22 protein-coding genes are annotated in these 24,194 nt (G+C 63.5%); 6 read left to right on the plus strand and 16 right to left on the minus strand.

Annotated elements, in window-relative coordinates; translation table 11 throughout:
* Positions 1–72: 72 nt before the first annotated feature.
* The 8 genes from AC56KZ_RS10450 to AC56KZ_RS10485 all read right to left on the minus strand — a co-directional run bounded on the left by AC56KZ_RS10450 (position 73) and on the right by AC56KZ_RS10485 (position 8,145).
* Positions 73–1,338: a glutamate-5-semialdehyde dehydrogenase gene (locus AC56KZ_RS10450; protein ID WP_497162084.1), complete on the minus strand. Its 1,266-nt coding sequence runs from the start codon at positions 1,336–1,338 to the stop codon at positions 73–75.
* Positions 1,339–1,354: 16 nt separating this feature from the next.
* Complete coding sequence (gene holA, locus AC56KZ_RS10455) at positions 1,355–2,368, minus strand: DNA polymerase III subunit delta (RefSeq protein WP_497162085.1); 1,014 nt, start codon at positions 2,366–2,368, stop codon at positions 1,355–1,357.
* Positions 2,369–2,395: 27 nt separating this feature from the next.
* A complete protein-coding gene (locus AC56KZ_RS10460; RefSeq protein ID WP_497162086.1) occupies positions 2,396–2,911 on the minus strand; it encodes an LPS-assembly lipoprotein LptE in 516 nt (171 codons plus the stop codon).
* 3 nt (positions 2,912–2,914) lie between these two features.
* Entirely contained in the window at positions 2,915–5,557 is a 2,643-nt protein-coding gene (gene leuS, locus AC56KZ_RS10465) for a leucine--tRNA ligase (protein WP_497162087.1), read from the minus strand.
* A 104-nt stretch (positions 5,558–5,661) separates the two neighbouring features.
* Positions 5,662–6,345: a transglycosylase domain-containing protein gene (locus tag AC56KZ_RS10470; protein ID WP_497162088.1), complete on the minus strand. Its 684-nt coding sequence runs from the start codon at positions 6,343–6,345 to the stop codon at positions 5,662–5,664.
* A gap of 12 nt (positions 6,346–6,357) precedes the next feature.
* Positions 6,358–6,684 carry a barstar family protein gene (locus AC56KZ_RS10475; RefSeq protein ID WP_497162089.1) on the minus strand — a complete coding sequence of 109 codons (327 nt, stop codon included), beginning with the start codon at positions 6,682–6,684 and terminating at the stop codon, positions 6,358–6,360.
* A gap of 2 nt (positions 6,685–6,686) precedes the next feature.
* Complete coding sequence (dapB, locus tag AC56KZ_RS10480; protein WP_497162090.1) at positions 6,687–7,508, minus strand: 4-hydroxy-tetrahydrodipicolinate reductase; 822 nt, start codon at positions 7,506–7,508, stop codon at positions 6,687–6,689.
* A gap of 4 nt (positions 7,509–7,512) precedes the next feature.
* A complete protein-coding gene (locus AC56KZ_RS10485) occupies positions 7,513–8,145 on the minus strand; it encodes an outer membrane protein assembly factor BamE (protein WP_497162091.1) in 633 nt (210 codons plus the stop codon).
* A 79-nt stretch (positions 8,146–8,224) separates the two neighbouring features.
* On the opposite strand from AC56KZ_RS10485, the gene fur reads away from it, so the two are divergent.
* The gene (fur, locus tag AC56KZ_RS10490) at positions 8,225–8,653 is read left to right on the plus strand and encodes a ferric iron uptake transcriptional regulator (RefSeq protein WP_497162092.1); all 429 of its coding nucleotides are present in this window, start codon (positions 8,225–8,227) and stop codon (positions 8,651–8,653) included.
* Positions 8,654–8,722: 69 nt separating this feature from the next.
* Here the strand turns inward: fur and hrcA are convergent, their stop codons facing one another.
* Entirely contained in the window at positions 8,723–9,745 is a 1,023-nt protein-coding gene (gene hrcA, locus AC56KZ_RS10495; RefSeq protein ID WP_497162093.1) for a heat-inducible transcriptional repressor HrcA, read from the minus strand.
* Between the two features lie 74 nt (positions 9,746–9,819).
* Positions 9,820–10,536 carry an HAD family hydrolase gene (locus tag AC56KZ_RS10500; protein WP_497162094.1) on the minus strand — a complete coding sequence of 239 codons (717 nt, stop codon included), beginning with the start codon at positions 10,534–10,536 and terminating at the stop codon, positions 9,820–9,822.
* Positions 10,537–10,763: 227 nt separating this feature from the next.
* Here AC56KZ_RS10500 and AC56KZ_RS10505 point away from each other — a divergent pair, with 227 nt between their 5' ends.
* The gene (locus AC56KZ_RS10505) at positions 10,764–11,348 is read left to right on the plus strand and encodes a hypothetical protein (RefSeq protein WP_497162095.1); all 585 of its coding nucleotides are present in this window, start codon (positions 10,764–10,766) and stop codon (positions 11,346–11,348) included.
* A gap of 14 nt (positions 11,349–11,362) precedes the next feature.
* The gene (locus AC56KZ_RS10510) at positions 11,363–12,013 is read left to right on the plus strand and encodes a hypothetical protein (RefSeq protein ID WP_497162096.1); all 651 of its coding nucleotides are present in this window, start codon (positions 11,363–11,365) and stop codon (positions 12,011–12,013) included.
* A 170-nt stretch (positions 12,014–12,183) separates the two neighbouring features.
* Here the strand turns inward: AC56KZ_RS10510 and AC56KZ_RS10515 are convergent, their stop codons facing one another.
* From AC56KZ_RS10515 to ltrA, 6 genes are all read right to left on the minus strand, one after another.
* Positions 12,184–12,375, minus strand: coding sequence for a hypothetical protein (locus tag AC56KZ_RS10515; protein WP_497162097.1), 192 nt, complete (start codon positions 12,373–12,375; stop codon positions 12,184–12,186).
* A gap of 178 nt (positions 12,376–12,553) precedes the next feature.
* The gene (gene rsmA, locus AC56KZ_RS10520; protein ID WP_497162098.1) at positions 12,554–13,339 is read right to left on the minus strand and encodes a 16S rRNA (adenine(1518)-N(6)/adenine(1519)-N(6))-dimethyltransferase RsmA; all 786 of its coding nucleotides are present in this window, start codon (positions 13,337–13,339) and stop codon (positions 12,554–12,556) included.
* An 11-nt stretch (positions 13,340–13,350) separates the two neighbouring features.
* Complete coding sequence (gene pdxA / locus AC56KZ_RS10525; RefSeq protein ID WP_497162099.1) at positions 13,351–14,427, minus strand: 4-hydroxythreonine-4-phosphate dehydrogenase PdxA; 1,077 nt, start codon at positions 14,425–14,427, stop codon at positions 13,351–13,353.
* A gap of 22 nt (positions 14,428–14,449) precedes the next feature.
* The gene (locus AC56KZ_RS10530) at positions 14,450–15,832 is read right to left on the minus strand and encodes a peptidylprolyl isomerase (protein ID WP_497162100.1); all 1,383 of its coding nucleotides are present in this window, start codon (positions 15,830–15,832) and stop codon (positions 14,450–14,452) included.
* Positions 15,833–15,877: 45 nt separating this feature from the next.
* Positions 15,878–18,103: an LPS-assembly protein LptD gene (locus tag AC56KZ_RS10535; protein WP_497162101.1), complete on the minus strand. Its 2,226-nt coding sequence runs from the start codon at positions 18,101–18,103 to the stop codon at positions 15,878–15,880.
* A 131-nt stretch (positions 18,104–18,234) separates the two neighbouring features.
* Positions 18,235–19,944 carry a group II intron reverse transcriptase/maturase gene (ltrA, locus tag AC56KZ_RS10540; RefSeq protein ID WP_497162102.1) on the minus strand — a complete coding sequence of 570 codons (1,710 nt, stop codon included), beginning with the start codon at positions 19,942–19,944 and terminating at the stop codon, positions 18,235–18,237.
* A gap of 1,098 nt (positions 19,945–21,042) precedes the next feature.
* Here ltrA and AC56KZ_RS10545 point away from each other — a divergent pair.
* The 3 genes from AC56KZ_RS10545 to AC56KZ_RS10555 are packed head-to-tail and all read left to right on the plus strand — an operon-like array spanning position 21,043 to position 24,193.
* The gene (locus AC56KZ_RS10545; RefSeq protein ID WP_497162103.1) at positions 21,043–22,101 is read left to right on the plus strand and encodes an aminoglycoside phosphotransferase family protein; all 1,059 of its coding nucleotides are present in this window, start codon (positions 21,043–21,045) and stop codon (positions 22,099–22,101) included.
* A 20-nt stretch (positions 22,102–22,121) separates the two neighbouring features.
* The gene (murU, locus tag AC56KZ_RS10550; RefSeq protein ID WP_497162104.1) at positions 22,122–22,859 is read left to right on the plus strand and encodes an N-acetylmuramate alpha-1-phosphate uridylyltransferase MurU; all 738 of its coding nucleotides are present in this window, start codon (positions 22,122–22,124) and stop codon (positions 22,857–22,859) included.
* Positions 22,856–24,193 carry an aminopeptidase P N-terminal domain-containing protein gene (locus AC56KZ_RS10555; RefSeq protein ID WP_497162105.1) on the plus strand — a complete coding sequence of 446 codons (1,338 nt, stop codon included), beginning with the start codon at positions 22,856–22,858 and terminating at the stop codon, positions 24,191–24,193. The genes murU and AC56KZ_RS10555 overlap by 4 nt, the downstream gene beginning before the upstream one ends.
* Position 24,194: the final 1 nt, after the last annotated feature.

A 24,194-nucleotide genomic window follows, 5' to 3' on the forward strand; every position in this document is an offset into this window, starting at 1 on the left:
CAGGGCAAGGCGCACCGTCGATGACAGTACGCTAGTACGGCGAGACGGTGCAACGCCGCCATGAGGGTGTTGTCAGGTGCGAATTTCGCCGTGACCGAAGACGACGTATTTGAGTGAAGTGAGCCCTTCCAGCCCGACCGGGCCGCGTGCGTGCAGCTTGTCGTTCGAGATGCCGATTTCGGCGCCCAGCCCATACTCGAAACCGTCGGCGAACCGGGTCGAGGCGTTCACCATCACCGAAGCCGAATCCACCTCGCGCAGGAAGCGCAGGGCCGCGCTGTAGTCTTCGGTGACGATCGCGTCCGTGTGCTTGGACGAATAGCGGTCGATGTGGTCCATCGCTTCGTCGATGCCGGCCACCACCTTGATCGCCAGGATCGGCGCCAGGTATTCGGTATTCCAGTCTTCTTCGCTGGCCGCGGCCAGCCGCGGGTAGCCGGCCAGGATCGCGTGGGCCTCGGCGTCGGCGCGCAGCTCGACCTGTTCAGTTTCATACAGTTGCGCCAGTTGCGGCAGCACGCTTGCAGCGACCGAGCGCGCCACCAGCAGCGTTTCCATCGTGTTGCAGGTGCCGTAGCGGTGGCATTTGGCATTGAACGCAATCGGCAGCGCTTTCGCGACGTCGGCCTTGTCGTCGATGTAGACGTGGCAGATGCCGTCGAGGTGCTTGATCATCGGGACCGTCGCTTCCGCCATCAGGCGCGCGATCAGGCTTTTGCCGCCGCGCGGCACGATCACGTCCACGTAGTGCGGCATCGTGATCAGGACGCCGACGGCGGCGCGGTCGACCGTGTCGACCACCTGCACGGCATCGACCGGCAGCCCGGCTTTGCCGACACCTTCGGCGACCAATGCCGCCAGCGCCCGGTTGCAATGGATGGCTTCGGAGCCGCCGCGCAGGATCGCCGCGTTGCCGCTCTTGATGCACAGGCCCGCGGCGTCCACCGTGACGTTCGGGCGCGCCTCGTAGATGATGCCGATCACGCCCAGCGGCACGCGCATCTGGCCGACCTGGATGCCGCTCGGGCGGGTTGTCATGTTCGAGATGCCGCCGACGGGATCGGGCAGCGCGGCGATCTGGCGCAGGCCGTCGACCATGGTCGCGATCGCGCCTGGAGACAGGGCCAGGCGCTCGAGCAGCGCGGGTTCGAGGCCGGCATTGCGGGCGGCCTCGAGATCGCGCCCGTTGGCCGCGGACAGGAGCGAAGCATCGCGTTCGATGGCTTCGGCGATCAGGAGCAGCGCACGGTTGCGCGCGGCGCCATCGGCCCGCGCCATCGCGCGCGCGGCCGTGCGGGCCTGGCGGCCCAGGGTGTGCATGTAGTCGGTGATGTCCATGGTGTCGCTTCCTTCCCTACCCGGCCACCCGCAAGGCCAGCTGCAGCATCGCATCCCACGCATCGCCGGCAAACCCCTTGGCGCGCAGGCCCTTGACCATCTTGTCCACCTGCGCCGCCTGCTGCAGCGCGTTCGAGAGCGTGGCGAGCGAGACCCGCCGCAGCGCCGGCTCCATCATGCGCTCGCGCGGCCCCCAGATCCGGTATTCCTTCATCAAAGCCCCGAGCGGACGCCCCTGCGCCATCCCGGCCTTCAGTTTCAGCAGCGTGCGCAGCTCTTCGGAGACGGCCCACAGCACCAGCGGCAGCGCCTCGCCCTCTCCTTTGAGCCCCTCGAGCATGCGCGTCAGGCGCGCCGGGTCGCCGGCCAGCATCGCTTCCGACAGCTTGAAGACATCATAGCGCGCCACGTTCAGCACCGCGTCCTGCACCTGCTCGTAGCTCAGTTTTCCCGGCTCGTGCAGCAGGCCCAGCTTCTGGATTTCCTGGTGCGCCGCCAGCAGGTTGCCCTCGACCCGGTCGGCGATGAAGTCGAGCGCCGTGCGGTCCGCGCCCTGCCCTTGCGCCGCCAGGCGCTGGCCGATCCAGGCCGGCAGCTGCGCCCGTTCGATGCTTGGGATCTCGATGTACACGGCGGCCTGCTGCAGGGCGCCGACCCAAGCCGCCTTTGCCGTCTGCCAGTCGAGTTTCGGCAGCGTGATGATGGTGATGTTGTCGGGGCTGAGGTCCTTGGCATAGGCCTGCAGGGCGGCGCCGCCGTCCTTGCCCGGTTTGCCGCTGGGGATGCGCAGTTCGATCAGCTTCTTGTCGCCGAACAGGGACAAGGCCTGGTTCGCCGCCAGCAGCTCGCCCCATTTGAAGCTGCGCTCGACGCTCAGGACCTCGCGTTCGGTGTGGCCGGCGGCGTGCGCGGCGCGGCGGATCTTGTCGGCCGCCTCCAGCGCCAGCAGGTGCTCGTCGCTGGTGATGACGTACAACGGGGCGAGTCCTTTTGCCAGGTGGGGCTCGAGCGCCTCAGGCCGTAGTTGCATCGATCATCCCTGTTGCGCCTGCTGTGCTCACTGGAGTTTCACGGCCGCCAGGCGGCGCATGACCTGCTGCACCAGGTCGGACTGCATGTCGCGGTACAGCAGCGCTTCTTCGCCTTCCTTGGCCAGCACCGCTTCCTCGCTGAAGGCGAGGTTGCGGCGCAGCGTGATGTCGGTCGGCCCCAGCAGCAGCTTGCCGCTGGCGTCGCGCACCTGGAACACCAGCGTATAGCTCAGCAGGTACTCGCGCACGCGGCCCAGGTTATTCAGCGACAGGACGGCCTTGTTGCGGGTTTCGGACAGCACCTCGAAGCGCGCCTGTGCGCCGTCCTGGGTCGGCGTGACGACGACGCGCTCGCCGGCGCGCAGGTTGCGCCTGAGCTCATTGCCGAGCGGCGAGGTGTCCGGGAAGGCCAGGTAGATGCTGGAGAAGGGCATGTCGTAGGCGCCGGTCGAGCCGCGCAGCTGGAAGCCGCACGCGGCCACCGTCAGCGCCAGCAGCAAGGCCGCCGCCGCGCGCTTGAAGAGAGTCAAAGGGGCGCGCATGGTTCAGACCACGATGTTGACGAGTTTGCCGGGCACGACGATGACCTTCTTCGGCGCGCCTTCGAGGAACTTCTGAACGGCTTCGCAGGCCAGCGCGGCCGCCTCGACCGTCGCCTTGTCGGCATCCTTGGCCACCTTCACCGAGCCGCGCAGCTTGCCGTTCACCTGGATCATCATCTCGATCTCGGCCTGCTCCAGCGCCTGCGCATCCACTTCCGGCCACTGCACGTCGAGGATGTCGCCGTGGACCTGTGCGTAGCCGAGTTCCTGCCACAGCGCGTGGGTGATGTGCGGCGCCACCGGGTTCAGCATGCGCAGGAAGACCGACAGGCCCTCGGCGATGACGGCGTCGCCGGCCACGCCCTCGGCCAGCTTTGCCTGCTCCAGCGTGTTGAGCATCTTCATGCAGGCCGACACCACGGTGTTGTACTGGATGCGCTTGAGGTCGTAGTCGGCCTGCTGCAGGATCTTGTGCACTTCGCGGCGCAGCGTTTTATGGGCTTCTTCCACAGTTCCTTGCTGCTGGCCGGCCAAGGCCGCGGCAACGCGTTCGCGCTGGGCATAGGCGAAGGCCCAGACACGGCGCAGGAAGCGGCTGGCGCCTTCCACGCCGGTATCCGACCACTCCAGGGTCTGTTCCGGCGGCGAGGCGAACATCGTGAACAGGCGCGCGGTGTCGGCGCCGTACTGCGCGATCTGCGCTTGCGGATCGATGCCGTTGTTCTTCGACTTCGACATCTTTTCGGTGCCGCCGATCTGCACCGGCTGGCCATCGCTTTTCAGGGTCGCGCTCTGCGGGCGGCCCTTGTCGTCGAACACGAGTTCGACGTCGGCCGGGTTGAACCAGGTTTTCTTGCCGGAGGCGTCTTCGCGGTAATAGGTCTCGTTCAGGACCATGCCCTGGGTCAGCAGGTTCACGAACGGCTCGTCGAATTTCACCAGGCCGAAGTCGCGCATGACCTTGGTCCAGAAGCGCGCGTACAGCAGGTGCATGACGGCGTGCTCGATGCCGCCGATGTACTGGTCCATCGGCATCCAGTAATCGTTGCGCGCGTCGACCATGGCCTCGTTCGAGCCCGGCGAGGTATAGCGCATGTAGTACCAGGACGAATCGATGAAGGTGTCCATCGTGTCGGTCTCGCGGCGCGCGCTCTTGCCGCATTTCGGGCAGTCGCACTTCAGGAAGGCGTCGTCCTTGTTCAGCGGGTTGCCGGTGCCGTCAGGGACCAGGTGCTCGGGCAGCACGACCGGCAGGTCCGCTTCCGGCACCGGCACCACGCCGCACTCGGCGCAGTGGATCATCGGGATCGGCGTGCCCCAGTAGCGCTGGCGCGAAATGCCCCAGTCGCGCAGGCGGAAGGTGACCTTCTTGTCGCCCAGGCCCTGCGCCGCCAGGTCGCCCGACACCGCATTCACGGCCGCCGTGTAATCGAGGCCGTCGTACTTGCCCGAATTGATGACGCGGCCGCTTTCCTTGTCGCCGTACCAGGCCTGCCAGCCGTCCAGCGAATACTCCTGGCCTTCGACTTCGACGACCTGCTTGATCGGCAAATCGTATTTTTTGGCGAATTCGAAATCGCGCTCGTCGTGGCCCGGCACGCCCATCACGGCGCCGTCGCCATAGGTGATCAGGACGTAGTTGCCGACCCAGACCGGCACCTGCTCGCCGGTTACTGGGTGGGTGACGAACAGGCCGGTCGGCATGCCCTTCTTTTCCATCGTCGCCATGTCGGCTTCGATGACGGAACCGAGCTTGCACTCGGCGATGAAGGCGGCGAGATCCGGATTGGTGCTCGCGGCGTGCTGGGCCAGCGGGTGTTCGGCGGCCACGGCGCAGAAGGTCACGCCCATGATGGTGTCGGCGCGGGTGGTGAAGACGTAGAGCTTACCGTCGTTGATCAGCTCACCGGCGTCGTCCATGATCACGTGCGGGAAGGCGAAGCGCACGCCGACCGACTTGCCGATCCAGTTGGTCTGCATGGTGCGCACGCGCTCGGGCCAGCCCGGCAGCTTGTTGTCGACGTAATCGAGCAGTTCGTCGGCATAGTCGGTGATGCGCACGTAGTACATCGGGATTTCGCGCTTTTCGATCGGCGCGCCGGAACGCCAGCCGCGCCCGTCGACGACCTGCTCGTTGGCGAGCACGGTCTGGTCGACCGGGTCCCAGTTCACGGTGCCGGTCTTCTGGTAGATGATCCCTTTTTCCAGCATCTTGAGGAACATCCACTGGTTCCACTTGTAGTATTCCGGCTTGCAGGCGGTCATTTCGCGCGACCAGTCGATGGCGAGACCCATCGACTCCATCTGCCCGCGCATGTGGGCGATGTTCGAATAGGTCCATTCGGCCGGCGGCACGCTGTTCGCCATCGCCGCGTTCTCGGCCGGCATGCCGAAGGCGTCCCAGCCCATCGGCATGAGCACGTTGTAGCCGTTCATCCGCAGGTAGCGGTACATCACGTCGTTGATCGTATAGTTGCGCACATGCCCCATGTGCAGCTTGCCGGACGGGTAAGGCAGCATCGAACAGGCGTAATACTTGCCTTTAGGAAAACGTGGATCGTGCTCGATGGCTTTATACGCATCGATCGATTTCCAGTACGCCTGCGCGCCCTGTTCAACTTCGGCTGGACTATATTTATCTTGCATGATGTTCTGCGGACGGAATGTGGGAGTGGAGCAGAACATTATACTGGTTCATCTTCTACTACGGCGAAGGGCTGGAAGACCTCGCGGCAGATGCAGAAGGACGCCTAACCCGCGCACTGCGCGTAGGTCGTGTCGAACCAGCCCGCCGGCTTGCAGCGTCCCGCCAGCAGCGCCCTCACCCGCGCCAGGCGCAGCTGGTACGCCGCCCGCTCGCGCACCGGATGCAGGGCATTCGGGGCGCGGATCATGGCGACCAGTTGCGCCATCTCGTCGTCGCTGGCTGCGGCCAGCGGTTTGCCAAGGTAAGCGTCGGCCGCCGCCTCCAGGCCGCGTACCTGCCGGCCCTCATCGCGCCCCATGTAGACGCTGAACACGTAGATGGCCAGCTGGCGCTCTTTCGAGGTTCTGGCATCGAGCACCAGCGCCATCGTATCGCGGCCGAGGTCGACCTTCTTGCAGCAGTCGAACACGCTGCGGTAAAAGTCTTGCAGCAGTCCTTTGACGCCGTCCAGCTTTGGCCCGTACAGGAACAACTCGCGTGCAACGCCGGACGAGATCGTGGCGAGGCCCTGGCCGTCGGCCAGGCTGAGTCCATGATGGGAAAAGAAGGTCGGGTCTTCGATCCTGAGCAGGATATCGCGCTGGCGTGGCGACAGCGCTACCTGGCGTGTGTCCGGATGCCGTGCGAGCAGCTCGTCGCTCGACGCTGCCGCCCAGGCAGCGGCGATGGCGAGGTAGGCCAGCAATAACGCGAGCAGCAGCAGTGCGGCCTTGCCCAGCCGTTTCATGCTGCAAAACCCTTAGCGCAACACCAGTTCCAGCGCCGGCTTCTCGCCGTAATCCTCGTAGCGCTCGTTGATGCCGCCGACGCAGAAGATGATTTCGTCGACCAGGTCGGGCAGGCGGCCGCGCAGGGGGCCGCTGTCGGTGATGACGATTTCCAGCACTTCGTCGGGCTGCAGGCGGAACTTGGTCATGTTCTCGTCGTCGCGCAGGTAGCTCAGGCAGTCGACCCAGGTGTCGATGGTGTCGCCGGACGCGGTGTGGAAGCCGAAGGCGTTGCGGCTCTCGGCATAAAACGAGGCTTCGTCGACGATGGCCGCGCCATTCAGTTCTGCAATTGCCATATTCAGCCTTTCGATCCCGTTTGGAGTCCCAGTACGTCCTGCATATCGTACAGGCCATTCGCGCGGCCGGCGATGAAGCGTGCGGCGCGCAGGGCGCCATGCGCGTAGGTGACGCGGCTGCTCGATTTGTGGGTGATCTCGATGCGCTCGCCGGTGCCGGCGAACAGCACGGTATGGTCGCCCACGATATCGCCGCCGCGCACGGTGGCGAAACCGATGGTCGACGGATCGCGCTCGCCGGTGACGCCTTCGCGGCCATACACGGCGCAGTCTTTCAGGTCGCGCCCGAGCGCGTCGGCAATGACTTCGCCCATCTTGAGGGCGGTGCCCGAGGGCGCATCGACCTTGTGCCGGTGGTGCGCCTCGATGATTTCGATGTCATAGCCTTCGGCGAAGCTTTTGGCGGCCAGCTCCAGCAGTTTCAGGGTGACGTTCACGCCCACGCTCATGTTCGGTGCGAACACGACGGCGGTCTTGTCGGCGGCGGCGGTAATTGCCGCCTTGCCGGCGTCGTCGAAACCGGTGGTGCCGATGACGATCTTGACGCCATGCTCGGCGCAATAGCGCAGGTGCTCGAGCGTGCCTTCGGGGCGGGTGAAGTCGATCAGGCAGTCGGCCCCAAGCAGCGCGCGCGCCAGGTCGGACTCGATGATGACGCCGGTGAGCTGGCCCGAAAAGGCGCCGGCGTCCTGGCCGATGGCGGGAGAGCCCGCCACGTCGAGCGCGCCGGCCAGCACTGCGTCGGGCGCGGCCGCGATCGCCTCGACCAGCATGCGGCCCATGCGCCCGCTGGCGCCGGCCACCGCGATTTTCATCTGCTTCATGACGTTATGGGGTGGTGGTCGAGGTGGCCGGTTGCGCGGCATTCGTGGGCTCGATCGGGCGGGTCGATGGCGCGGCGGCCTTCTTCGCGTCCTTGTTGAATTGCTTGATCGGGCCGGCGATGCGCGCGATGTACTCGCGCTCGGTCGGCAGGTTGCCGCCGTCGAAACGCTCGACCACGTCATCCTTGAAATACACGGTGACGCGGCTGGTGGTCAGCTCGCCATTGCCACGCGCCAGATAGAACGGATAGTCCCAGCGGTTGGCGTGGAACATGTCGGTCAGCAGCGGTGTCCCCAGCAGGAAGCGCACCTGGTCGCGGGTCTGGCCCACTTTCAGTTGCGACAGCATTTCCTGGGAGACGAAGTTACCTTGCTGGATGTCCGGACGGTAAGGCGAGAACACCCACAGGAATTTCTGCAGCTTGGTGACCTGCGTCGTTTGCGCACCGGAATTGGCCAGCGCAGCCGCTTTGTCCGCATCGGCTTGCATTGCTTGCGGGGACGTGTTGGCCGGCGCGGCCGGCTGCGTCGCGTTACGCCAGGATGCGCAACCGGACAGGAGCAGCGTGCATGCGAGGCCCGCAGCGAGCGCGGCGCGGGCATGGGAACGACGGACAAGAGCATCGATGACGCGCATAAGTAACCTCAAAACGATTAAGCGGGAGCTTCCAAAACGCTATATCATAAAGCACTCCGCCCATCTACGAGTAACAAACATGAGTAACAATCCGACCGACCTGAAGGCGAGCGGCCTGAAGGCGACGTTGCCGCGCCTGAAGATCCTGGAAATTTTTCAGAACAGCGAAGTGCGGCACCTGACGGCGGAAGACGTCTACAAAATCCTGCTTGCCGAGAACATGGATGTCGGCCTGGCGACCGTGTATCGGGTCCTGACCCAGTTCGAGCAGGCCGGCCTGCTGAACCGCAATCACTTCGAAACCGGCAAGGCGATTTATGAACTGAATGCCGGTTCGCACCACGACCACCTGGTCTGCCTCGACTGCGGCCATGTCGAAGAATTCTACGACGAAGAAATCGAATCGCGGCAGCACAAGATCGCCGTCGAACGCGGCTTCAAGATCGCCGAGCACGCGCTGGCCATCTACGGCAATTGCATCAAGCCGGCCTGCCCGCATCGGAATTGAGGGCTGCAGGCTGCAACGAACAATGGCGCCGATGGCGCCATTTTTTATGTTCCACGCGGCCATGGCCGATCAGGAATGGCTCAAGGCATTCGACAGCAATTTGGCCGTGATGTCCACGATCGGAATCACGCGCTCGTAGGCCATGCGCGTCGGTCCGATGACGCCCAGGGTGCCGACGATCTTGCCGTTGACCTCGTAGGGCGCGGTCACCACGCTCATTTCGTCCATCGGCACCAGCTTCGATTCGCCGCCGATAAAAATCTGCACGCCGCCGGCCTTGCTCGACATGTCGAGCAATTGCATCAGCCCGGTTTTCTGCTCGAACATTTCGAACATCTGGCGTAGCGAACTCATGTTGGAGGACAGGTCCGACACCGACAGCAGGTTGCGCTCGCCGGAGATGACCATGCCGTCGCCCTGCTCCGCCATGGCCTCGGTGCCGGCCTCCACCGCCGTTTGCATCAGGCCGCCGATGTCGTCGCGCAACTGGCGCAGTTCGGAACCCAGGCGCCGGCGCACTTCGTCGAAGGTCAGGCCGGCGAAGTTCTGGTTCAGGTAATTGGCCGACTGCACCAGCTGGTTCGGCGTGTAGTCGACCTCGGTCAGCAGCAGGCGGTTCTGCACGTCGCCGCGCGGGTCGACGATGACGAGCAGGATGCGGCGCTCGGACAGGCGCAGGAATTCGATCTGCTGGAACACCGACTCGCGGCGCGGGCTCTGCACCACGCCGGCGAACTGGGTCAAGGAGGACAGCATCTGCGCCGCGTTGGCGATCAGCTTTTGCGGGTGCTGGGTCGAGAAGCGCATGTGCTCGGGGCTGACTCCGTGCTGGCCGTCGATGTGCTGCACCGTCAGCAGGGTGTCGACGAACAGCCGGTAGCCGCGCGGCGTTGGCACCCGGCCGGCCGAGGTGTGGGGGCTGGCGACATAGCCCATTTCCTCGAGGTCGGCCATGATGTTGCGGATCGTGGCCGGCGACAGGTCCAGGCCCGAGATCTTCGAGAGCGCGCGCGACCCGACCGGCTGGCCGTCGGCGATATAACGCTCGACCAGGGCTTTCAGGAGGGTTTGGGCACGGGGTTCAAGAGACATGGGAGGGCAAGCGGCAGAATGTTCTGGACCTATTATGCACGTTCGATCGCTCCGATGGTTCCCGAGGGCGCCGCTTAAAGGTGTTCGCGCTTGAGCCAGGCGAGCAAACCGTCGAAATCGGCGACGGTCGCGTCCGGCTGTATGCCCTCGTCGAGGTGGCGCCGGCTGCCGGTGCGGTTCATCCACACGGCGCGCAGCCCGGCGCGCTGGGCGCCCTGCACATCGAGCACGAGGTCGTCGCCGACGTAGACCGCATCGTGCGGCGCCACGCCAAGCGCCGCGAGCGCGGCGTGGAAAATCGCCGGGTCCGGCTTGGCGCGCCCGAACGCCGGCGCCGATACCGAGGCATGAAAATAGTGGGCCAGGCCGATGGTCTGCAAGTCGGCATTGCCGTTGGTGACCGAGCCAATCAGCACGCGCCCCTTCAGGCGCAGCAGGCCGGGCAGCACATCGTCATACGGCACCACGGCATTGCGGGCGGCGAAGAATTCCGTCATCGCCTGCTCGACCTTGGCTGCGTCTTCGCCGGCCTGCTCGAACGCGGCGGTCAAGCCGGCACGGCGCAGGGCGCCCAGGTCGAGCTGGAACTCGGGTTTGCGCGCCAGCAGTTCAAGGCGCGCCTGGCGCAGGCTGTCGATGGTGAAGCGTTCCGCTACCCGCGGCGCGTTGTTGGCAAGCCACGCGAACAGGGTCTGCTCGGCCTGCAGGATCACGGGCGCGATCGGCCACAGGGTATCGTCGAGATCGAACAGGACGGCTTTGGGCCAGGGGCGGCGGTAGGTGGGCGTCATGTTCCGTGCATAAATGGGGGCTGACCAAGCATAGCGAGGCCAGCGGCTAAAAGCAAATGCGAGCAAATGCGTGCAAGCGCGCGATCGTTACAGCGTGAGTTACAGCTTGATACACAGCGCAATGAGCCCGGGGCTTGTCAAATGCTCTAAAATGATGGGCAAACTTCTACCGTGCGGCCCGGCGCATCCCGCGCGCGCCAGCCCTTCCCTTTTTATTTGGAGAAATGATGATTCGTTCCCCCCTGCGTGCCGGCCTCGCGCTGGCATGCGCGCTGAGCCTGTCCGCCTGTGGCGGCGGTGACGGCGACCTGTACATTGGCGGCCAGGCGACCGGTGTCACCAAGCCGGGCCTGGTGCTGACGAACAACGGCGGCAACGACCTTGCCGTCACTCAGTCCGGCAGCTTCCTGTTCACGGAGCTGGTCGAAACCGACGAACGCTATTTCGTCGAGGTCAAGAGTGTGCCGAGCAACGTCGAACCGGGCGGTTGCGTCGTCACCAACCAGACCGGCCGCGCCGTCTTCAACGTCACGAATGTCTTCGTCGCCTGCACGATCCGCAAGTGGACCCTGGGCGGCACCATCACCGGCCTCGGCAACAGGAGCGGCCTCGTGCTCGTCAACGGCACCGACCGCGTCGAAGTCGCACCGAACGCCACGACCTTCCAGATGGCCCCGGTATCGGAAGAGTCGCCGTATGGCGTGACCGTACTGCCCGTGGCTGGCGGCCCGAACTGCACCGTGGAAAACGGCACCAACGAGAAAATGCCAGCTAGCAATGTTTCGAACATCGTCGTGCGTTGCACCCCATGATTCTGGAGGCTAATTTGAAGAAATCCACCCTGGCGCTGTCCGCGCTGACCCTGGCGCTGGCCGCCGGCCTTTCCGCCTGCGGCGGCGGCAGTTCGTCGTTTACCATCGGCGGCGTCGTCACCGGCCTGGAATTTCCGGGACTGGTGCTGACGAACAATGGTGAAGACCTGACGGTGGGACCAAGCGGGTATGACGATGTCAAGGATGCAGCCGGCAAGGTAATCGGCCGCACGCCGAAGAACGTCGAGTATGCGTTCAAAAACCAGGTCGACTATGGCGACCTGTACGACGTGACCATCAAGACCCCGCCGCAGCACCAGGTCTGCGCCCAGAACGGCGGCACTGCCGACACCGCAGGTCGCCTGTCCGTCATCAATGCCGTCATCAGCTGCGTCCTGGTCAGCAACCAGGTCGGCGGCACGGTAACGGGGCTGACCAGCGGCGAACTGCAACTGATCAACGGCAGCTCGGGCGGCGCGATCGTCGTCATCCCCGCCGCCGCCACCAGCTTTACCCTGGCCAACCCGGTGACCTATGGCCAGACCTACGGCATCACGGTGCTGAAGCAGCCGGTCGGCTTCACCTGCACCGTCAGTAATGGCGCCGGAGTCATGGGCGACAACCCAGTGACGAATGTGACGGTGGCCTGCAGCCAGAACGCCTGAGAAAGATCATGGAGAGAGATATTCACAATACGCATGTCGCCTATTCGTAAAGAAAATTAGACGAATATGCCGTAGTGCAGCATAATGAACCTGTCTCCTCCAACTCTCCTCAGAAAAGAATTGGATTTAAGCCCACCCGCAACGGTGGGCTTTTTTTTCGCCTGCCTGCATCAGCCAAGCTTGGTGGCCGGGGCCAGGCGCTTGCCGACGACCTTCACGACTGCCATTTTTTCGGTGCCGACCGACACCATCGACTCGGCGCGGACCTGGTCCTTGTAGCTCTCGGCGCTGGCATAGGTGCTCACGCCAACGACCAGCGCTGCGACGACGAACATGGCTTCCATGTGTTTGAGGACGTTCATTTTAGTACTCCCTGTGAGTGGTAACTTGCCCTTGGCTGACTGCGTTCGGGCTTTCGATGGGAGTACTTTAGCAATCGCCCCCCAAGCTTTCCATCGGCTTGCGATGAAATGCAAAAAGCGCGCGATGAAGCGCGCCTTGGGGCGATATACCGTGTTTACAGAGGCATTGTGCAGTGCGTCAAGCCACCTGTACGGGTTTGAGGATATTCGCCAGCGCCACGTACTGCTCCAGGCTGACCGTTTCCGGGCGATTGCCCGGGTCGATGCCGGCTTCGACCAGCTGCGCTTCGGTGAACATGCCGGCCACGCAGTTGCGGATGACCTTGCGGCGCTGGGAAAACGCCTTCTGCACTACCGTCGACAGAGCTGCGGCATCGACGGCGAGCTGATTGCGGATCGGCAGCATGCGCACGATGGCCGATTCGACCTGCGGCGGCGGATCGAAAGCGGTCGGCGGCACGATGAACATCAGCGACATGTCGTAGCGCCATTGGAGCATCACCGACAGGCGGCCATAGGCCTTGGTGCCCGGTTCGGCCACCATGCGCTCGACCACTTCCTTTTGCAGCATGAAGTGCTGGTCCTCGACCAGGTGCGCGAAATCGGCCAGGTGGAATAGCAGCGGGCTCGAAATGTTGTACGGCAGGTTGCCGACCACGCGCAACTTGCGCCCTTCGGCCACGGGGATCGAGCCGTAATCGAATTTCAGGGCGTCGCCCGAGTGGATGGTCAGCTTTTCGCGCGGATAGGCTTTTTCCAGGCGCGCCACCAGGTCGCGGTCGAGCTCGACGACGTGCATGTGGTCGAGTTGCTTGAGCAGCAGCGCCGTCATCGCCGCCAGGCCGGGACCGATCTCGACCATCGTCTCGCCGCGCTGTGGAGCGATGACGTCAATGATGCTTGAGAGGACGAGTTTGTCGGTCAGGAAGTTCTGGCCGAAGCGCTTGCGTGCAACGTGTTTCATTGGTGCTTTCGTTAATGTGTGGGGCTGGCCGCATGCGTGGCAGCGACCATGTCCACGGCGGCGCGGATCGCCTCTTCCATGCTGCCGGAGTCGGCCAGGCCGAGACCGCGCGCGGCCAGGTCGAGCGCGGTGCCGTGGTCGACCGAGGTGCGGATCAGCGGCAGGCCGAGCGTGACGTTGATGCCGCGCCCGAAGGTCGCGTGTTTCAGCACCGGCAAGCCCTGGTCGTGGTACATCGCCAGCACACAGTCGGCGTCCTGCAGGTATTTCGGCTGGAACAGGGTGTCGGCCGGATACGGTCCGCGCGCGTCGATGCCGCGTTCGCGCGCCGCCGCCAGCGCGGGCGCGATGACGTCGATTTCTTCGCGCCCGAGGTAGCCGTTTTCCCCGGCATGCGGGTTCAGGCCGGTGACCAAGATTCGCGGCGCGGCGATGCCGAATTTGCCGCGCAAGTCGGCGTCGACAATGTCGAGCACCCGGGCCAGCAGCGCGGGGGTGATCGCGCCCGGCACGTCTTTCAAGGGCAAATGGGTGGTGGCCAGCGCCACCCGAAGAGTGGGCTGGCCGTGCGCCGGCTGACCGGCCAGCATCATCACCACCTGCGCCGTGCCGGTTTTTTCGGCCAGGTATTCGGTGTGGCCGGAGAATGCGACGCCGGCCTGGTTGATGGTGCTTTTTTGCAGGGGTGCGGTGACGATGGCGTCGAACCAGCCCGCCGCCACGCCTTCGAGCGCGAGGTCGAGCGTGGCCAGCACGGCGCGGCCGTTTTGCGCGTCCAGCTTGCCCGGCACCACGTGCGCGGCGAGCGGCACGTCGACGCAGGCGATGCGGTCCGGGCCGAAGTGGGGCAGGCCGCTGTTCCTGAGCGCCTGGATCGACAGCGCCGCCAGGCGGATCGCGGGGTCGACCAGGCTGGCCGTGAGCGCAAGGAAGGCGGCGTCGCCCACCAGCACGCAGTTGGCAAACTCGCGCAGCGCCCAGGCCGCGCGGATCGCGATCTCGGGGCCGATACCGGCGGGTTCGCCGACGGTCAGCGCCAAGGTGGGACGAACTGCGGGACGCACGGCGGAATGGACAGCGAGACCCACGCCTGCCGGCGCCACCACGGCCTTAGGCCTCCTCGCGGAACTCGACGTAGGCGCGGTCGCGCACCTGGCGCGCCCAGTCCTCGAAGGCTTCGCCGACCTTGCGCTCGCGGATCACCTGGCGTGCCTGCAGGCGTTCCTTTTGCTGCGTCATGTCCTGGCTCTTGCGCTCGAGCACTTCCACGATGTGGAAGCCGAATGGCGTCTCGATCACGTCCGACAGCTGGCCCGGCTTGAGCGCAGCCATCGCGCTCTCGAATTCGGGCACCAGGTCGCCGGGCTCCAGCCAGCCGAGGTCACCGCCCTTGGCGGCCGAACCGTCCTGGCTGTTCTGGCGCGCCAGCTCTTCGAAGGTCGCGGACTTGCTCTCGATCTTCGCTTTCAGCTCGGCCAGCTTGCGCTTGACTTCGGCGGCCGGCATGGCCGGAGTGGCTTTGAGCAGGATGTGGCGGGCGCGGGTCTGTTGTACGACGGCCTCCTCGGGCGCCTTGGCCAGGTTGCGCTTGTCGGCCATGCGAAGGATGTAGAAGCCGGTATTCGTCTTGATGACGGGCGTGACCTGACCGGGGTTGAGTTTGCGCAGTTCGGTGGCGAACAGCGGCGGCAGGCGGTCCACTTCGCGCCAGCCGATCGCGCCGCCCTTGAGGGCATCGGGCGCGTCGGAATAGGTGGTGGCGATCTTGGCGAAGTCGGCGCCGGTGCGCAGCTGGCGCAGCACTTCGTCGGCGCGGGCGCGGCGGGCGGCGACCTGCTCGGGCGTGGCATTGGCCGGGATGCCCACGAAAATCTGCGCCAGGTCCATCTCGACCTTGTCGGCGGCGGCGGCCTTTTCGGCGGCAAGATAGGTATCGATTTCGGCGTCGGAGACCTGGATCTTGCTGTCGACCTCGTGCTCGCGCAGGCGCTGCATCATGATCTCGTTGCGGATCTCTTCGCGGAACTGGGCGAAGGTCATGCCTTCCTTTTCCATCTGGTTGCGCATGTCCTGGACCGTCATCTTCTGGCCCTCGGCGATGCGGCTGATCGCGGCGTCGAGGTCGCGGTCGGCAATGCGCACGCCCATCTCGCGCGCCAGTTGCAGCTGGGCGCGCTCGACGATCATGGCCTCGGTCACCTGGCGCTCGAGGTCGGCCTGGGCCGGCATCTGGGCGTTCTGGGCGCGCAGGCGGGCGGTGATCTGGGCCACGCGGCTGCGCACCTCGTTGACGGTGATGACTTCGTCGTTGACCACCACCTTGATGGAGTCGATGACGTTGGCGCTGCTCGAGGCCGGCGGCAGAAAACCGCTGCCCGGCGCAGGCGTCGCGGCCGGGGTGGAAGGCTTTGCCTGGCCGATGGCGGCATTGGCTGTGAGCGCGCACAGCAGCGCAGCTGCGAGCTTAAGGTGATGCAAACGGGTAGTACGCATAATCTGGGAGGCACTCATTCAGGTCAAAAATCATCCAGGGTCCGGTTATGGACGGCCGACGTTGCTGTTCAACCGCGTATAGCCGGGAATACTCTTGTAAAACGATTCCAGCGGGTTGCCGAAGCCCAGGCGCGACAGGCCGTTGAGCTCGAGCTGGAAGAACATCGGCGTCGAGGTCGTTTGCGCTGCCGTGACGAAACGCTGCGCGCCCATCCGGAACACCCAGCAATCGGCCTTGTACTCGAGCCCGATCAAGCTCTCGAGCAGGCGGCGGTCGCGCAGCGAATAGCTGACGCGGCCGACGCCATACCAGCGCATCGACAGCGGCCACTGCGCCGAAACGTCGACGTTGCGGAAGCTGTCGCGCACGTAGCGGTATTCCGCGTTGAGCACTTTCATCGGTCCCGGCGTCCAGCGCACGCCATGGCTCTGGCTGTACAAACTGGTGCTGGTCGCATCATATTGTACGCTGCTGTCGAAGTTCCAGTTATTGATGATGCGGCCCGATGCCGCCAGCAGCAGGTCCGAACGTCCCTGGCGTTCCTGGGTGCGGCCCGGCATCTGCACCCGCGGCTCGGTGAAATACAGGCGCTGGCCGAAAGCCAGGCGCAAGCGTTCGGCGCCATCGGCCTCGATAAAGCGCGACACCAGGGCAGCGGTCAGCTGGTTGGCGTCGGACACGCGGTCGGGGCCGACGAAGCGGTTCTCGCTGAACAGCTGGGCGTAGCTGAACCCGGCCTCGCCGGTGTCGAACACCGGGAACTGGTCCTGGTCCTTGTAGGGCGTGCGCACATAGAACAGGCGCGGCTCGAGGGTCTGCGTCAGGGCGCTGCCGAACAGCTTGGTCTCGCGCTCGAACACCATGCCGCTGTCGACCGAAAAGATCGGCAGCGTGCGCGACAGGCTGGTGGGACCGCGCGCATTCGTGTCCATCGAATACTTGGTTGCATGCACCATCAGCTTCGGGGTGATGTAGTAACCCGGGCGGATGAACGGATAACTGATCTGCGGCACGGCGACCAGGCGGTTGCCGCTGTCGAAGCTCGGGTGGTCGAAGCGCGTCGCGTCGGCGTCGATCGCCCAATCGACACCTTTCACGTCGTAACGGCCGGCATGGAACAGCACCTGCGGCAAGCGTGCATACGGCCGCGGGATCGCCAGCGCCGGATTGGTCGACGCCGCCGGTTCCTGCAGGATCTGGTAATTCTGGGCGCGTGCCGTCAGGTTCCAGTACGGCCGGGAATAACTCGTGTACAACTCGCGCACCAGCTGGCGCTCGGCGCTGGTCGACACCGTGCGCGAAAAATCGCTCGGGTATTCGTCGTCCGAGGCGCCGTTGACATTCCAGCCATAGGTCCAGCCCGGCGCCAGCGTCTGGTTGTGGAAGGAATTGACGAGCCAGCGGTCGGTTTTCGTGACGCGGTCGTTGCGCAAAAACTCGGCGTGGGTCTCGCCGCCATACGGCCCGCGCGCGGTTTCGCCGATATAACGGGCAGTGGCGCCCAGCTGCAGGCCACGGTCGAACATCAGGCGCGGGAACACCGTCAGGTCGCGGTTCGGGGCGATGTTGAAATAATAGGGCACCATGACTTCGGAGTCGCCCTTCGAGCCGAAGCCGATCGTCGGCGGCAGCCAGCCCGAGCGGCGCTGGCCCGAGAGCGAGAACGACATCCCGGGCGTGGCCAGGATCGGCACGTCCTTGAAATAGATGACGGTCTTGCCGGCGGTGCCGACGTCGCGCCCCGAATCGAGGCGCAGCGTGCTCGACTTCAGGTACCAGTCGGGATTCGGCCCTTCGCAAGTGCTGTAGGTGCCGTCAAGCACCAGCGCCTGGTCCTGGCCGAGGAAGTCGATGCGGTCGGCGCGGCCTTGCGCGTTGTTCATCTGCAGCTTGTACTGCGGATTGAGCACCCAGCCGCGCTGGGTCGACAGGTTCAATTGCAGCGAATCGCCCTGGTAGCGGTCGCCAAAACGCCACATCTTCACATTGCCGTTGGCGGTGACTTCGTCTTCGACGAGGCGGTAGCAGGCGGTGTCGGACGTGAGCCTGGACTGGCCGCGCGTGATTTCCACGTTGCGCGTGAGATTGATCTCGCGGTCGGGACGGCCGTCGATCTCCTCGGCGCTGACGGTGATCGGGAGGTCTTGTTCGTCGGCGGGAGACGTGGCCGGCGCGAGCTGCGCATGCAACGGCCCCGAGGCCATGGTGACGAGGGCGGACAAGGCAACTGCCCGCCGCCGCGGGAATGGTAGGGCCGTAAACCAGCTCATGGAATCTGTGGCTGCACCATAAAGGGCGATTTTTTGGATGTAGGGTAAGGAGGCCCCATTACTGGAACCCCCTCCCCGTGGAACCGTGCATGCGACTTTCGAAGCACACGGCTCGAGCAAAATAAAAGTTCCTATTCAGGAACCGGCTTAACTACTTGCAACTTTTGGCTATGCACTTGAGCATGACAATCAGGGTGCAATAATACTCGATTTGCCAAGCTGTCTGAGCCGCCACACATACGGTACTCTATATGGTGATCGTGCCAGCCAGTATCGACGTCCATCTCATATCCGCATACCGCACACTTCCCACTTTGGTCGACGTACAGTCGGGCCCACTCCTTTCGGTAACGCATCTTGCTCTTCATGCGTTCCTGCCGTAGTGACTCTCCGTACTTCTCCCAAACCGGGTCGTAGGGGTTGTACTCCCCTTTGATTTTCGTATGCCGCTCGATGGGTGTGCTCGCAAGCGAGTACAGGGCCACCGTGCTCTTTTTGCCATCTTCCTTTGTTACGTCACATGCGAACACCCAATTTCGATTGCCCGCCGTGCGCCAGTACTTCTCGCTGACGAACGACGAATTTTTCATCGGGTGCCTACGCTTGGCCCATCGCCACAGCCGCCAATACAACAGCGAATCCAGGCGCGAGAACGTTTGCTTCGCCACGGCTGAAGTGTGATACCGCGCCCATCCCCCTAGAACCGGGTTCAGCATGCGGATCAGTTCCTCGTGAGTCACCGTGAGGTTGTCGCCAATGATGTTCCTCAGCTTTTCGTAGAACGCTTTCACGTTCTTCTTACTCGGCTTGATTAGCAGTTTCTTCGAGCCCTTGTGGACATACTTCCGAAAATTCCACCCAAGGAAGTCAAACCCTTCGTCGATGTTTACGATCTTGGTCTTGGCCTCGGCTAACCTCAGCCCCCTCTGTGCGAGGAATGCCTCAACCCACGGCCGTATTTCATCCTGCAAGACCTCTCGTGAGGCGCCTGTAATGACAAAATCATCCGCGTATCGTATGACCCCGACCTTCAGCTTCTTGGCCTTGGCAATCCCCCATTTTGCTTCTAAATGCGTGATGAGTTCAGCTTCCAGCCCATTAAGCGTCCAGTTTGCTAATGCCGGGCTGATAATGCCGCCCTGCGGTGTTCCTTCCTTGGTCGCCATCAGCTGCTTACCCTCAACAACACCAGACTTCAGCCACTTCCTTAGAATCGATTTGTCCATTAAGACGTTGTCGGTCATCCAGTCGTGGTTGATGTTGTCGAAGAACCCCTCAATATCAGCATCAAGTACCCATGTGGCCGAACCCTTGCGAGAGAGCCGAATGAATAGCTGCTGCATTGCGTCGGCAGTAGAGCGACTGTTGCGAAACCCGTAGGAGTTTCGATCGCTGACTGTCTCCAAAACCGGGTCAAGCGCCAGCAGGTGGAGTGCTTGCATGGCCCTGTCCTTCATGGTTGGGATGCCTAGAGGGCGCATCTTTCCATTCGGCTTAGAAATATTGACTCTCCTTAGTGGCAGAGGTCGATACCTTCGCTTCTCGAGGCTGGCAATTGCTGCATGTTTCAGTGGTGGGGTGTCCCATAGTTGCCGATCCACCCCAGGTGTGCGTTTGCCTTTGTTTTCAGTCACCCGTCTTACGGCCAATGCTTTGGCGCAGGTCGAGCGGGTCAGCCACCTTTGCAGGGATTTCACCCTGCGCCAGTCGCGTTCCATTGTTGCCTTCGCTATACGATGCTGCATGAGCCTCACGTTCTTCTGAACTTGACGCCAGTTGATGGCGCTCCATTCGTTAGGAAAGTGCGAGGACGCAGAACCGCGATGCTTGGTCTCTATCATTGCTGAACCTCGTTAGTTGACCCTTCGAGGGCGCAGCTTGCCCCAAGGGGCGAGTCACGTCCCCTTGAGGTAGTTGTTGTCTATGCAGTCGCATGGCGACTATTTCACCAGATGGAAGTCTGCCCGCTTTCACGGTAGGACAAAGTCTGAATCCCTATTCCCACCATTACAGTGAGACGTTCGCTTTTTCCATCCTCCTATACCTGCTCCCTCATCAGCTTCTCTCCCGAGTCGCCTGCCACGCTTCCGATCTTGCATGGGCGCGGGCGAGGAATCAGGCTTACCACGTTCCCTCAGATGCCAAAGTGATCAACAGCATCACAGTTAGCTGGTTAGGGCCCGCCTATCCCCCGATGGTCTTTGATGACGACGTATCCCTTGATTCAACAGAGATATCCGACCACGTTACCTTTTGGTTGAGGCCTGTCAGCAGCTTTGGCCTTTTAATAGTTACGGGGGTTCAACCGACGGTTCACTTACGTTACCCTTGCAGCACTCACCTAGCCCCTAAATCCCCTCTGCTGAGATTTTCCACTGCGCCACTCGCGTAGGCGCAGTGCTGCGGATGCAGGAGACATTGTCCCTGGAGCGTCTACCCACCACCGTTGCCAGTGGTAAGAGTCCAAGTAGGTGACGGGCGGTCGTACGTCCGGTCGTAGCACCTGTAGTTGCGGGTACGACAAGACATCCGAGAGTTTGCGCTCGGACGAAACAGTTCATTTCAAGATCCTTGCGGATCTACTTATTTAAAACGTGCGATGAAATTTCTTTCACGCTCGTTGTTTGTAAGCAACAACCAACCTTATTTACCCAATTTTCGACGCAATAAAGCTCACGACGCAGAAGAATTCTGGGCGCGATTTTGCGATTCTAAGATTGTATGGTTGGGTGATTGAAGGCTAAAAAGTACTAGATTCGCTGGACGAACCTATAGAGCCCACGCTAACATCCTCTGAAAATCAAGGACTTAGCGAATGTTTGCGGTATGAACTGCTTCGAAAGCATTGCCGCAGAGCGGCAAATTAGCGACTACGTGTCGCACTGAATCCCTTATTATATGGGAATTGTCCTCCTCAACCGGCTTCTCCTGGGCGCTTCATGTCTTCTTTGTATCAAAACTCCCCTACTTCCCTCGAACAGGACGCACGCCTGGCCTCCCTGACCGAATGGCTCGCTACCCTCGACCTGGTGGAAGCCGGTTCGCGCCGTCCCGCATCCTCGGACGCGAGCTTCCGCCGCTATTTCCGGCTCGATGTCGTGCCGGCACTGCGCGCGAAACTCGGCGACACTCTGATCGCGATGGACGCACCACCCGAGCGCGAAAACGTGCCGGCCTTCATCCACGTGGCCGGCCTGCTGCAGGAAGCCGGCGTTACCGTGCCGGCGATCGTCGCGCGCGACGTCGAGCGCGGCTTCCTGCTGCTGTCGGACCTTGGCACTACCACTTACCTGTCGCGTCTCGACGTCGACAACGCCGCCTTCATGTACTCGGATGCGGTCGATGCCCTGATCAAGTTCCAGTTGAACAGCCGCCCCGGCGTGCTGGCCGACTTCGACCGCGCCTTCGTGTTGCGTGAAATGAATTTGTTCCCGGAATGGTTCATCAGCCGCCACCTGGGCGTGACCATGACCGAGGCCCAGCAAGCGCAGCTCGACAAGGTGTTCGAGACCATCACCGCCAACGTGCTGGCGCAGCAGCAGGTGTTCATGCACCGCGATTTCCATTCGCGCAACCTGATGTTCCTCGACCAGGGCAACCCGGGCGTGCTCGACTTCCAGGATGCCGTCTACGGCCCCGTCACCTACGACCTCGGCTCGCTGCTGCGCGACGCCTACATCCAGTGGGATGAAGAAATCGTGCTGGACTGGGTGGTGCGCTACTGGCAGAGCGCGAAGCAGGTCGGCCTGCCGGTCAATCCGGACATCGACGCCTTTTACCGCGATTTCGAATTCATGGCGCTGCAGCGCCACCTCAAAATCCTCGGCATCTTCTGCCGCCTGAACTACCGCGACGGCAAGGCGATCTACATGGGCGACCTGCCGACCGTGATGGACTACGTGCGCAAGACCGCCAACCGCTATACCGAACTCAAGCCCCTGATCCGCCTGCTCGACGCGTTCGAGGACAAGGCGCCGCAGGTCGGCTACACCTTCTGAGTCTATTTACCGAGACGCCCATGAAAGCCATGATTTTCGCCGCCGGCCGCGGCGAGCGCATGCGTCCCTTGACGGACACCTGCCCCAAGCCCCTATTGAAAGTGCGCGGCCGCCCGCTCATCACCTGGCATATCGTCAACCTGGTGCGCGCGGGCATCCATGACATCGTCATCAACCATTCGCACCTCGGCCACATGATCGAGGAAGCGCTGGGCGACGGCAGCCAGTTCGGCGCGCGCATCGTGTATTCGCACGAGCCGACCCCGCTGGAAACTGCGGGCGGCATCGCCAATGCGCTGCACCTGCTCGGCGACGAACCTTTCCTGGCGGTGTCGGGCGATATCTATGCGCCCTATTTCGATTTCGCCCAGGCCTTCGACGTCCTGCCCGAGCGCGACGCGCGCGGCCAGCCGCTGGCGCCGGAACTGCGCGACATCGCCTGGCTGTACCTGACGCCGAATCCCTGGCACAACCCGCAGGGCGACTTCGGCCTGGACATGTACACCCTGGCCAACGAGGGCGATCCGAAGTGGAACTTTGCCGGCATCGGCGTGTATCGGCCGGAGATGTTCGAAGGCGTCAAAGCCGGCGACTTCCTCAAGTTCGGCCCGCTGATGCGCAAGTTCATCGAACAAAAGCGCGTCGGCGGCGAGGTCTATCACGGCCCCTGGGTGAATGTCGGCACGGTCGAGCAGCTGGAAGAACTGAATGCGCCGCTGAATGTAGCGCCGGCCAAGGCCAGGCAGGCCGGCGCGTGAACCAGGCTGCTGCTTACTGCGCCCGCCGCGCGCGCCTGGCAGCCGGCATGGAGCCGGGCGCGGTGGCGGTGCTGCTCACGGCGCCCGAAGTCGCGCGCAACAGCGACACCGACTACCCCTACCGCCACGACAGCTATTTTTATTACCTGACCGGTTTCAGCGAGCCGGAAAGCGCGCTCGTGATCGTCGCGGCAAGCGGCGCGACGCCGGCGCGCTCGATCCTGTTCTGCCGCGAGAAGGATGTCGAGCGCGAGATCTGGGACGGTTTTCGCCACGGCCCGGCCGCCGCCCGCAGCAGTTTCGGCGTCGACGAGGCCCATCCGGTCTCCGAACTCGATGCGCAGATGGCCTGCCTGCTGGCCGACGCGCCCAGCCTCTACTACGCGATCGCCCACGACAGCGCGCTCGACGCCCGCATCAAAGGCTGGCTGAAAGCGGTGCGGGCCAAGTCGCGCAGCGGCGTGACGGCCCCGGCCCGCACCCAGCACTTGCTGGCGCTGCTCGACGAAATGCGCTTGCTGAAGGACAACACCGAACAGGCGCTGATGGCGCGCGCCGCAAGCATCTCGGCAGCGGCCCACACGCGCGCCATGCGCGCCGCCAAACCCGGCATGTTCGAATACGAACTCGAAGCCGAGCTGCTCTACGAATTTCGCCGCAACGGCGCCCAGTTCCCCGCTTACACGCCGATCGTGGCCGCGGGCGCCAACGCCTGCATCCTGCACTACAGCGCCAACAACGCCAAAAGCCGCGACGGCGACCTGGTGCTGATCGACGCCGGCTGCGAGTTCGACAGCTACGCCGCCGACATCACGCGCACCTTCCCCGTCAACGGCCGGTTTACGGAGCCGCAGAAGCTCCTGTACGAAGTCGTGCTGGCCGCACAGGCGGCGGCGCTGGCGGCCATCCTGCCGGGCCGGCCCTACAGCGACGTGCACGAGGCGGCGCTGCGGGTGCTGTGCGCAGGCATGCTCGATCACAGCCTGCTTGATGCGGCCAAGTTCGGGAGCGTCGACGACGTGCTGGCCGAAAAAGCGTACACGCAGTTTTATATGCACGGCACCGGCCACTGGCTGGGCATGGACGTGCACGACACCGGCAGCTACCGCGACCTGGCGCTTGAAGGCAAGCCCTCGCGCCCCTTGCTGGCGGGGATGGCGCTGACGGTCGAACCGGGCATCTATGTGCGGCCGGCGCCCGGTGTGCCGGAACGCTTCTGGAACATCGGCATCCGGATCGAGGACGACGTCATCGTCGGGGCATCCGGCGCGCGCGTGCTCACCGATGGCGCGCCGAAGACCGTGGCGGACATCGAAGCGCTGATGAGAGGCTAAG

The organism is Telluria sp. LT2P34, assembly GCF_059685915.1.

What these genes read in the sequence shown, in the direction of transcription:
- AC56KZ_RS10545 (WP_497162103.1), top strand. Translation starts at nt 21,043, where the DNA reads ATGTCTTCTTTGTATCAAAACTCCCCTACTTCCCTCGAACAGGACGCA.
- murU (WP_497162104.1), top strand. Translation starts at nt 22,122, where the DNA reads ATGAAAGCCATGATTTTCGCCGCCGGCCGCGGCGAGCGCATGCGTCCC.
- ltrA (WP_497162102.1), bottom strand. Translation starts at nt 19,944, where the DNA reads ATGATAGAGACCAAGCATCGCGGTTCTGCGTCCTCGCACTTTCCTAAC.
- AC56KZ_RS10485 (WP_497162091.1), bottom strand. Translation starts at nt 8,145, where the DNA reads ATGCGCGTCATCGATGCTCTTGTCCGTCGTTCCCATGCCCGCGCCGCG.
- AC56KZ_RS10470 (WP_497162088.1), bottom strand. Translation starts at nt 6,345, where the DNA reads ATGAAACGGCTGGGCAAGGCCGCACTGCTGCTGCTCGCGTTATTGCTG.
- AC56KZ_RS10505 (WP_497162095.1), top strand. Translation starts at nt 10,764, where the DNA reads ATGATTCGTTCCCCCCTGCGTGCCGGCCTCGCGCTGGCATGCGCGCTG.
- AC56KZ_RS10475 (WP_497162089.1), bottom strand. Translation starts at nt 6,684, where the DNA reads ATGGCAATTGCAGAACTGAATGGCGCGGCCATCGTCGACGAAGCCTCG.
- dapB (WP_497162090.1), bottom strand. Translation starts at nt 7,508, where the DNA reads ATGAAGCAGATGAAAATCGCGGTGGCCGGCGCCAGCGGGCGCATGGGC.
- leuS (WP_497162087.1), bottom strand. Translation starts at nt 5,557, where the DNA reads ATGCAAGATAAATATAGTCCAGCCGAAGTTGAACAGGGCGCGCAGGCG.
- AC56KZ_RS10460 (WP_497162086.1), bottom strand. Translation starts at nt 2,911, where the DNA reads ATGCGCGCCCCTTTGACTCTCTTCAAGCGCGCGGCGGCGGCCTTGCTG.
- rsmA (WP_497162098.1), bottom strand. Translation starts at nt 13,339, where the DNA reads ATGAAACACGTTGCACGCAAGCGCTTCGGCCAGAACTTCCTGACCGAC.
- holA (WP_497162085.1), bottom strand. Translation starts at nt 2,368, where the DNA reads ATGCAACTACGGCCTGAGGCGCTCGAGCCCCACCTGGCAAAAGGACTC.
- fur (WP_497162092.1), top strand. Translation starts at nt 8,225, where the DNA reads ATGAGTAACAATCCGACCGACCTGAAGGCGAGCGGCCTGAAGGCGACG.
- AC56KZ_RS10450 (WP_497162084.1), bottom strand. Translation starts at nt 1,338, where the DNA reads ATGGACATCACCGACTACATGCACACCCTGGGCCGCCAGGCCCGCACG.
- AC56KZ_RS10500 (WP_497162094.1), bottom strand. Translation starts at nt 10,536, where the DNA reads ATGACGCCCACCTACCGCCGCCCCTGGCCCAAAGCCGTCCTGTTCGAT.
- AC56KZ_RS10515 (WP_497162097.1), bottom strand. Translation starts at nt 12,375, where the DNA reads ATGAACGTCCTCAAACACATGGAAGCCATGTTCGTCGTCGCAGCGCTG.
- hrcA (WP_497162093.1), bottom strand. Translation starts at nt 9,745, where the DNA reads ATGTCTCTTGAACCCCGTGCCCAAACCCTCCTGAAAGCCCTGGTCGAG.
- AC56KZ_RS10530 (WP_497162100.1), bottom strand. Translation starts at nt 15,832, where the DNA reads ATGCGTACTACCCGTTTGCATCACCTTAAGCTCGCAGCTGCGCTGCTG.
- AC56KZ_RS10535 (WP_497162101.1), bottom strand. Translation starts at nt 18,103, where the DNA reads ATGAGCTGGTTTACGGCCCTACCATTCCCGCGGCGGCGGGCAGTTGCC.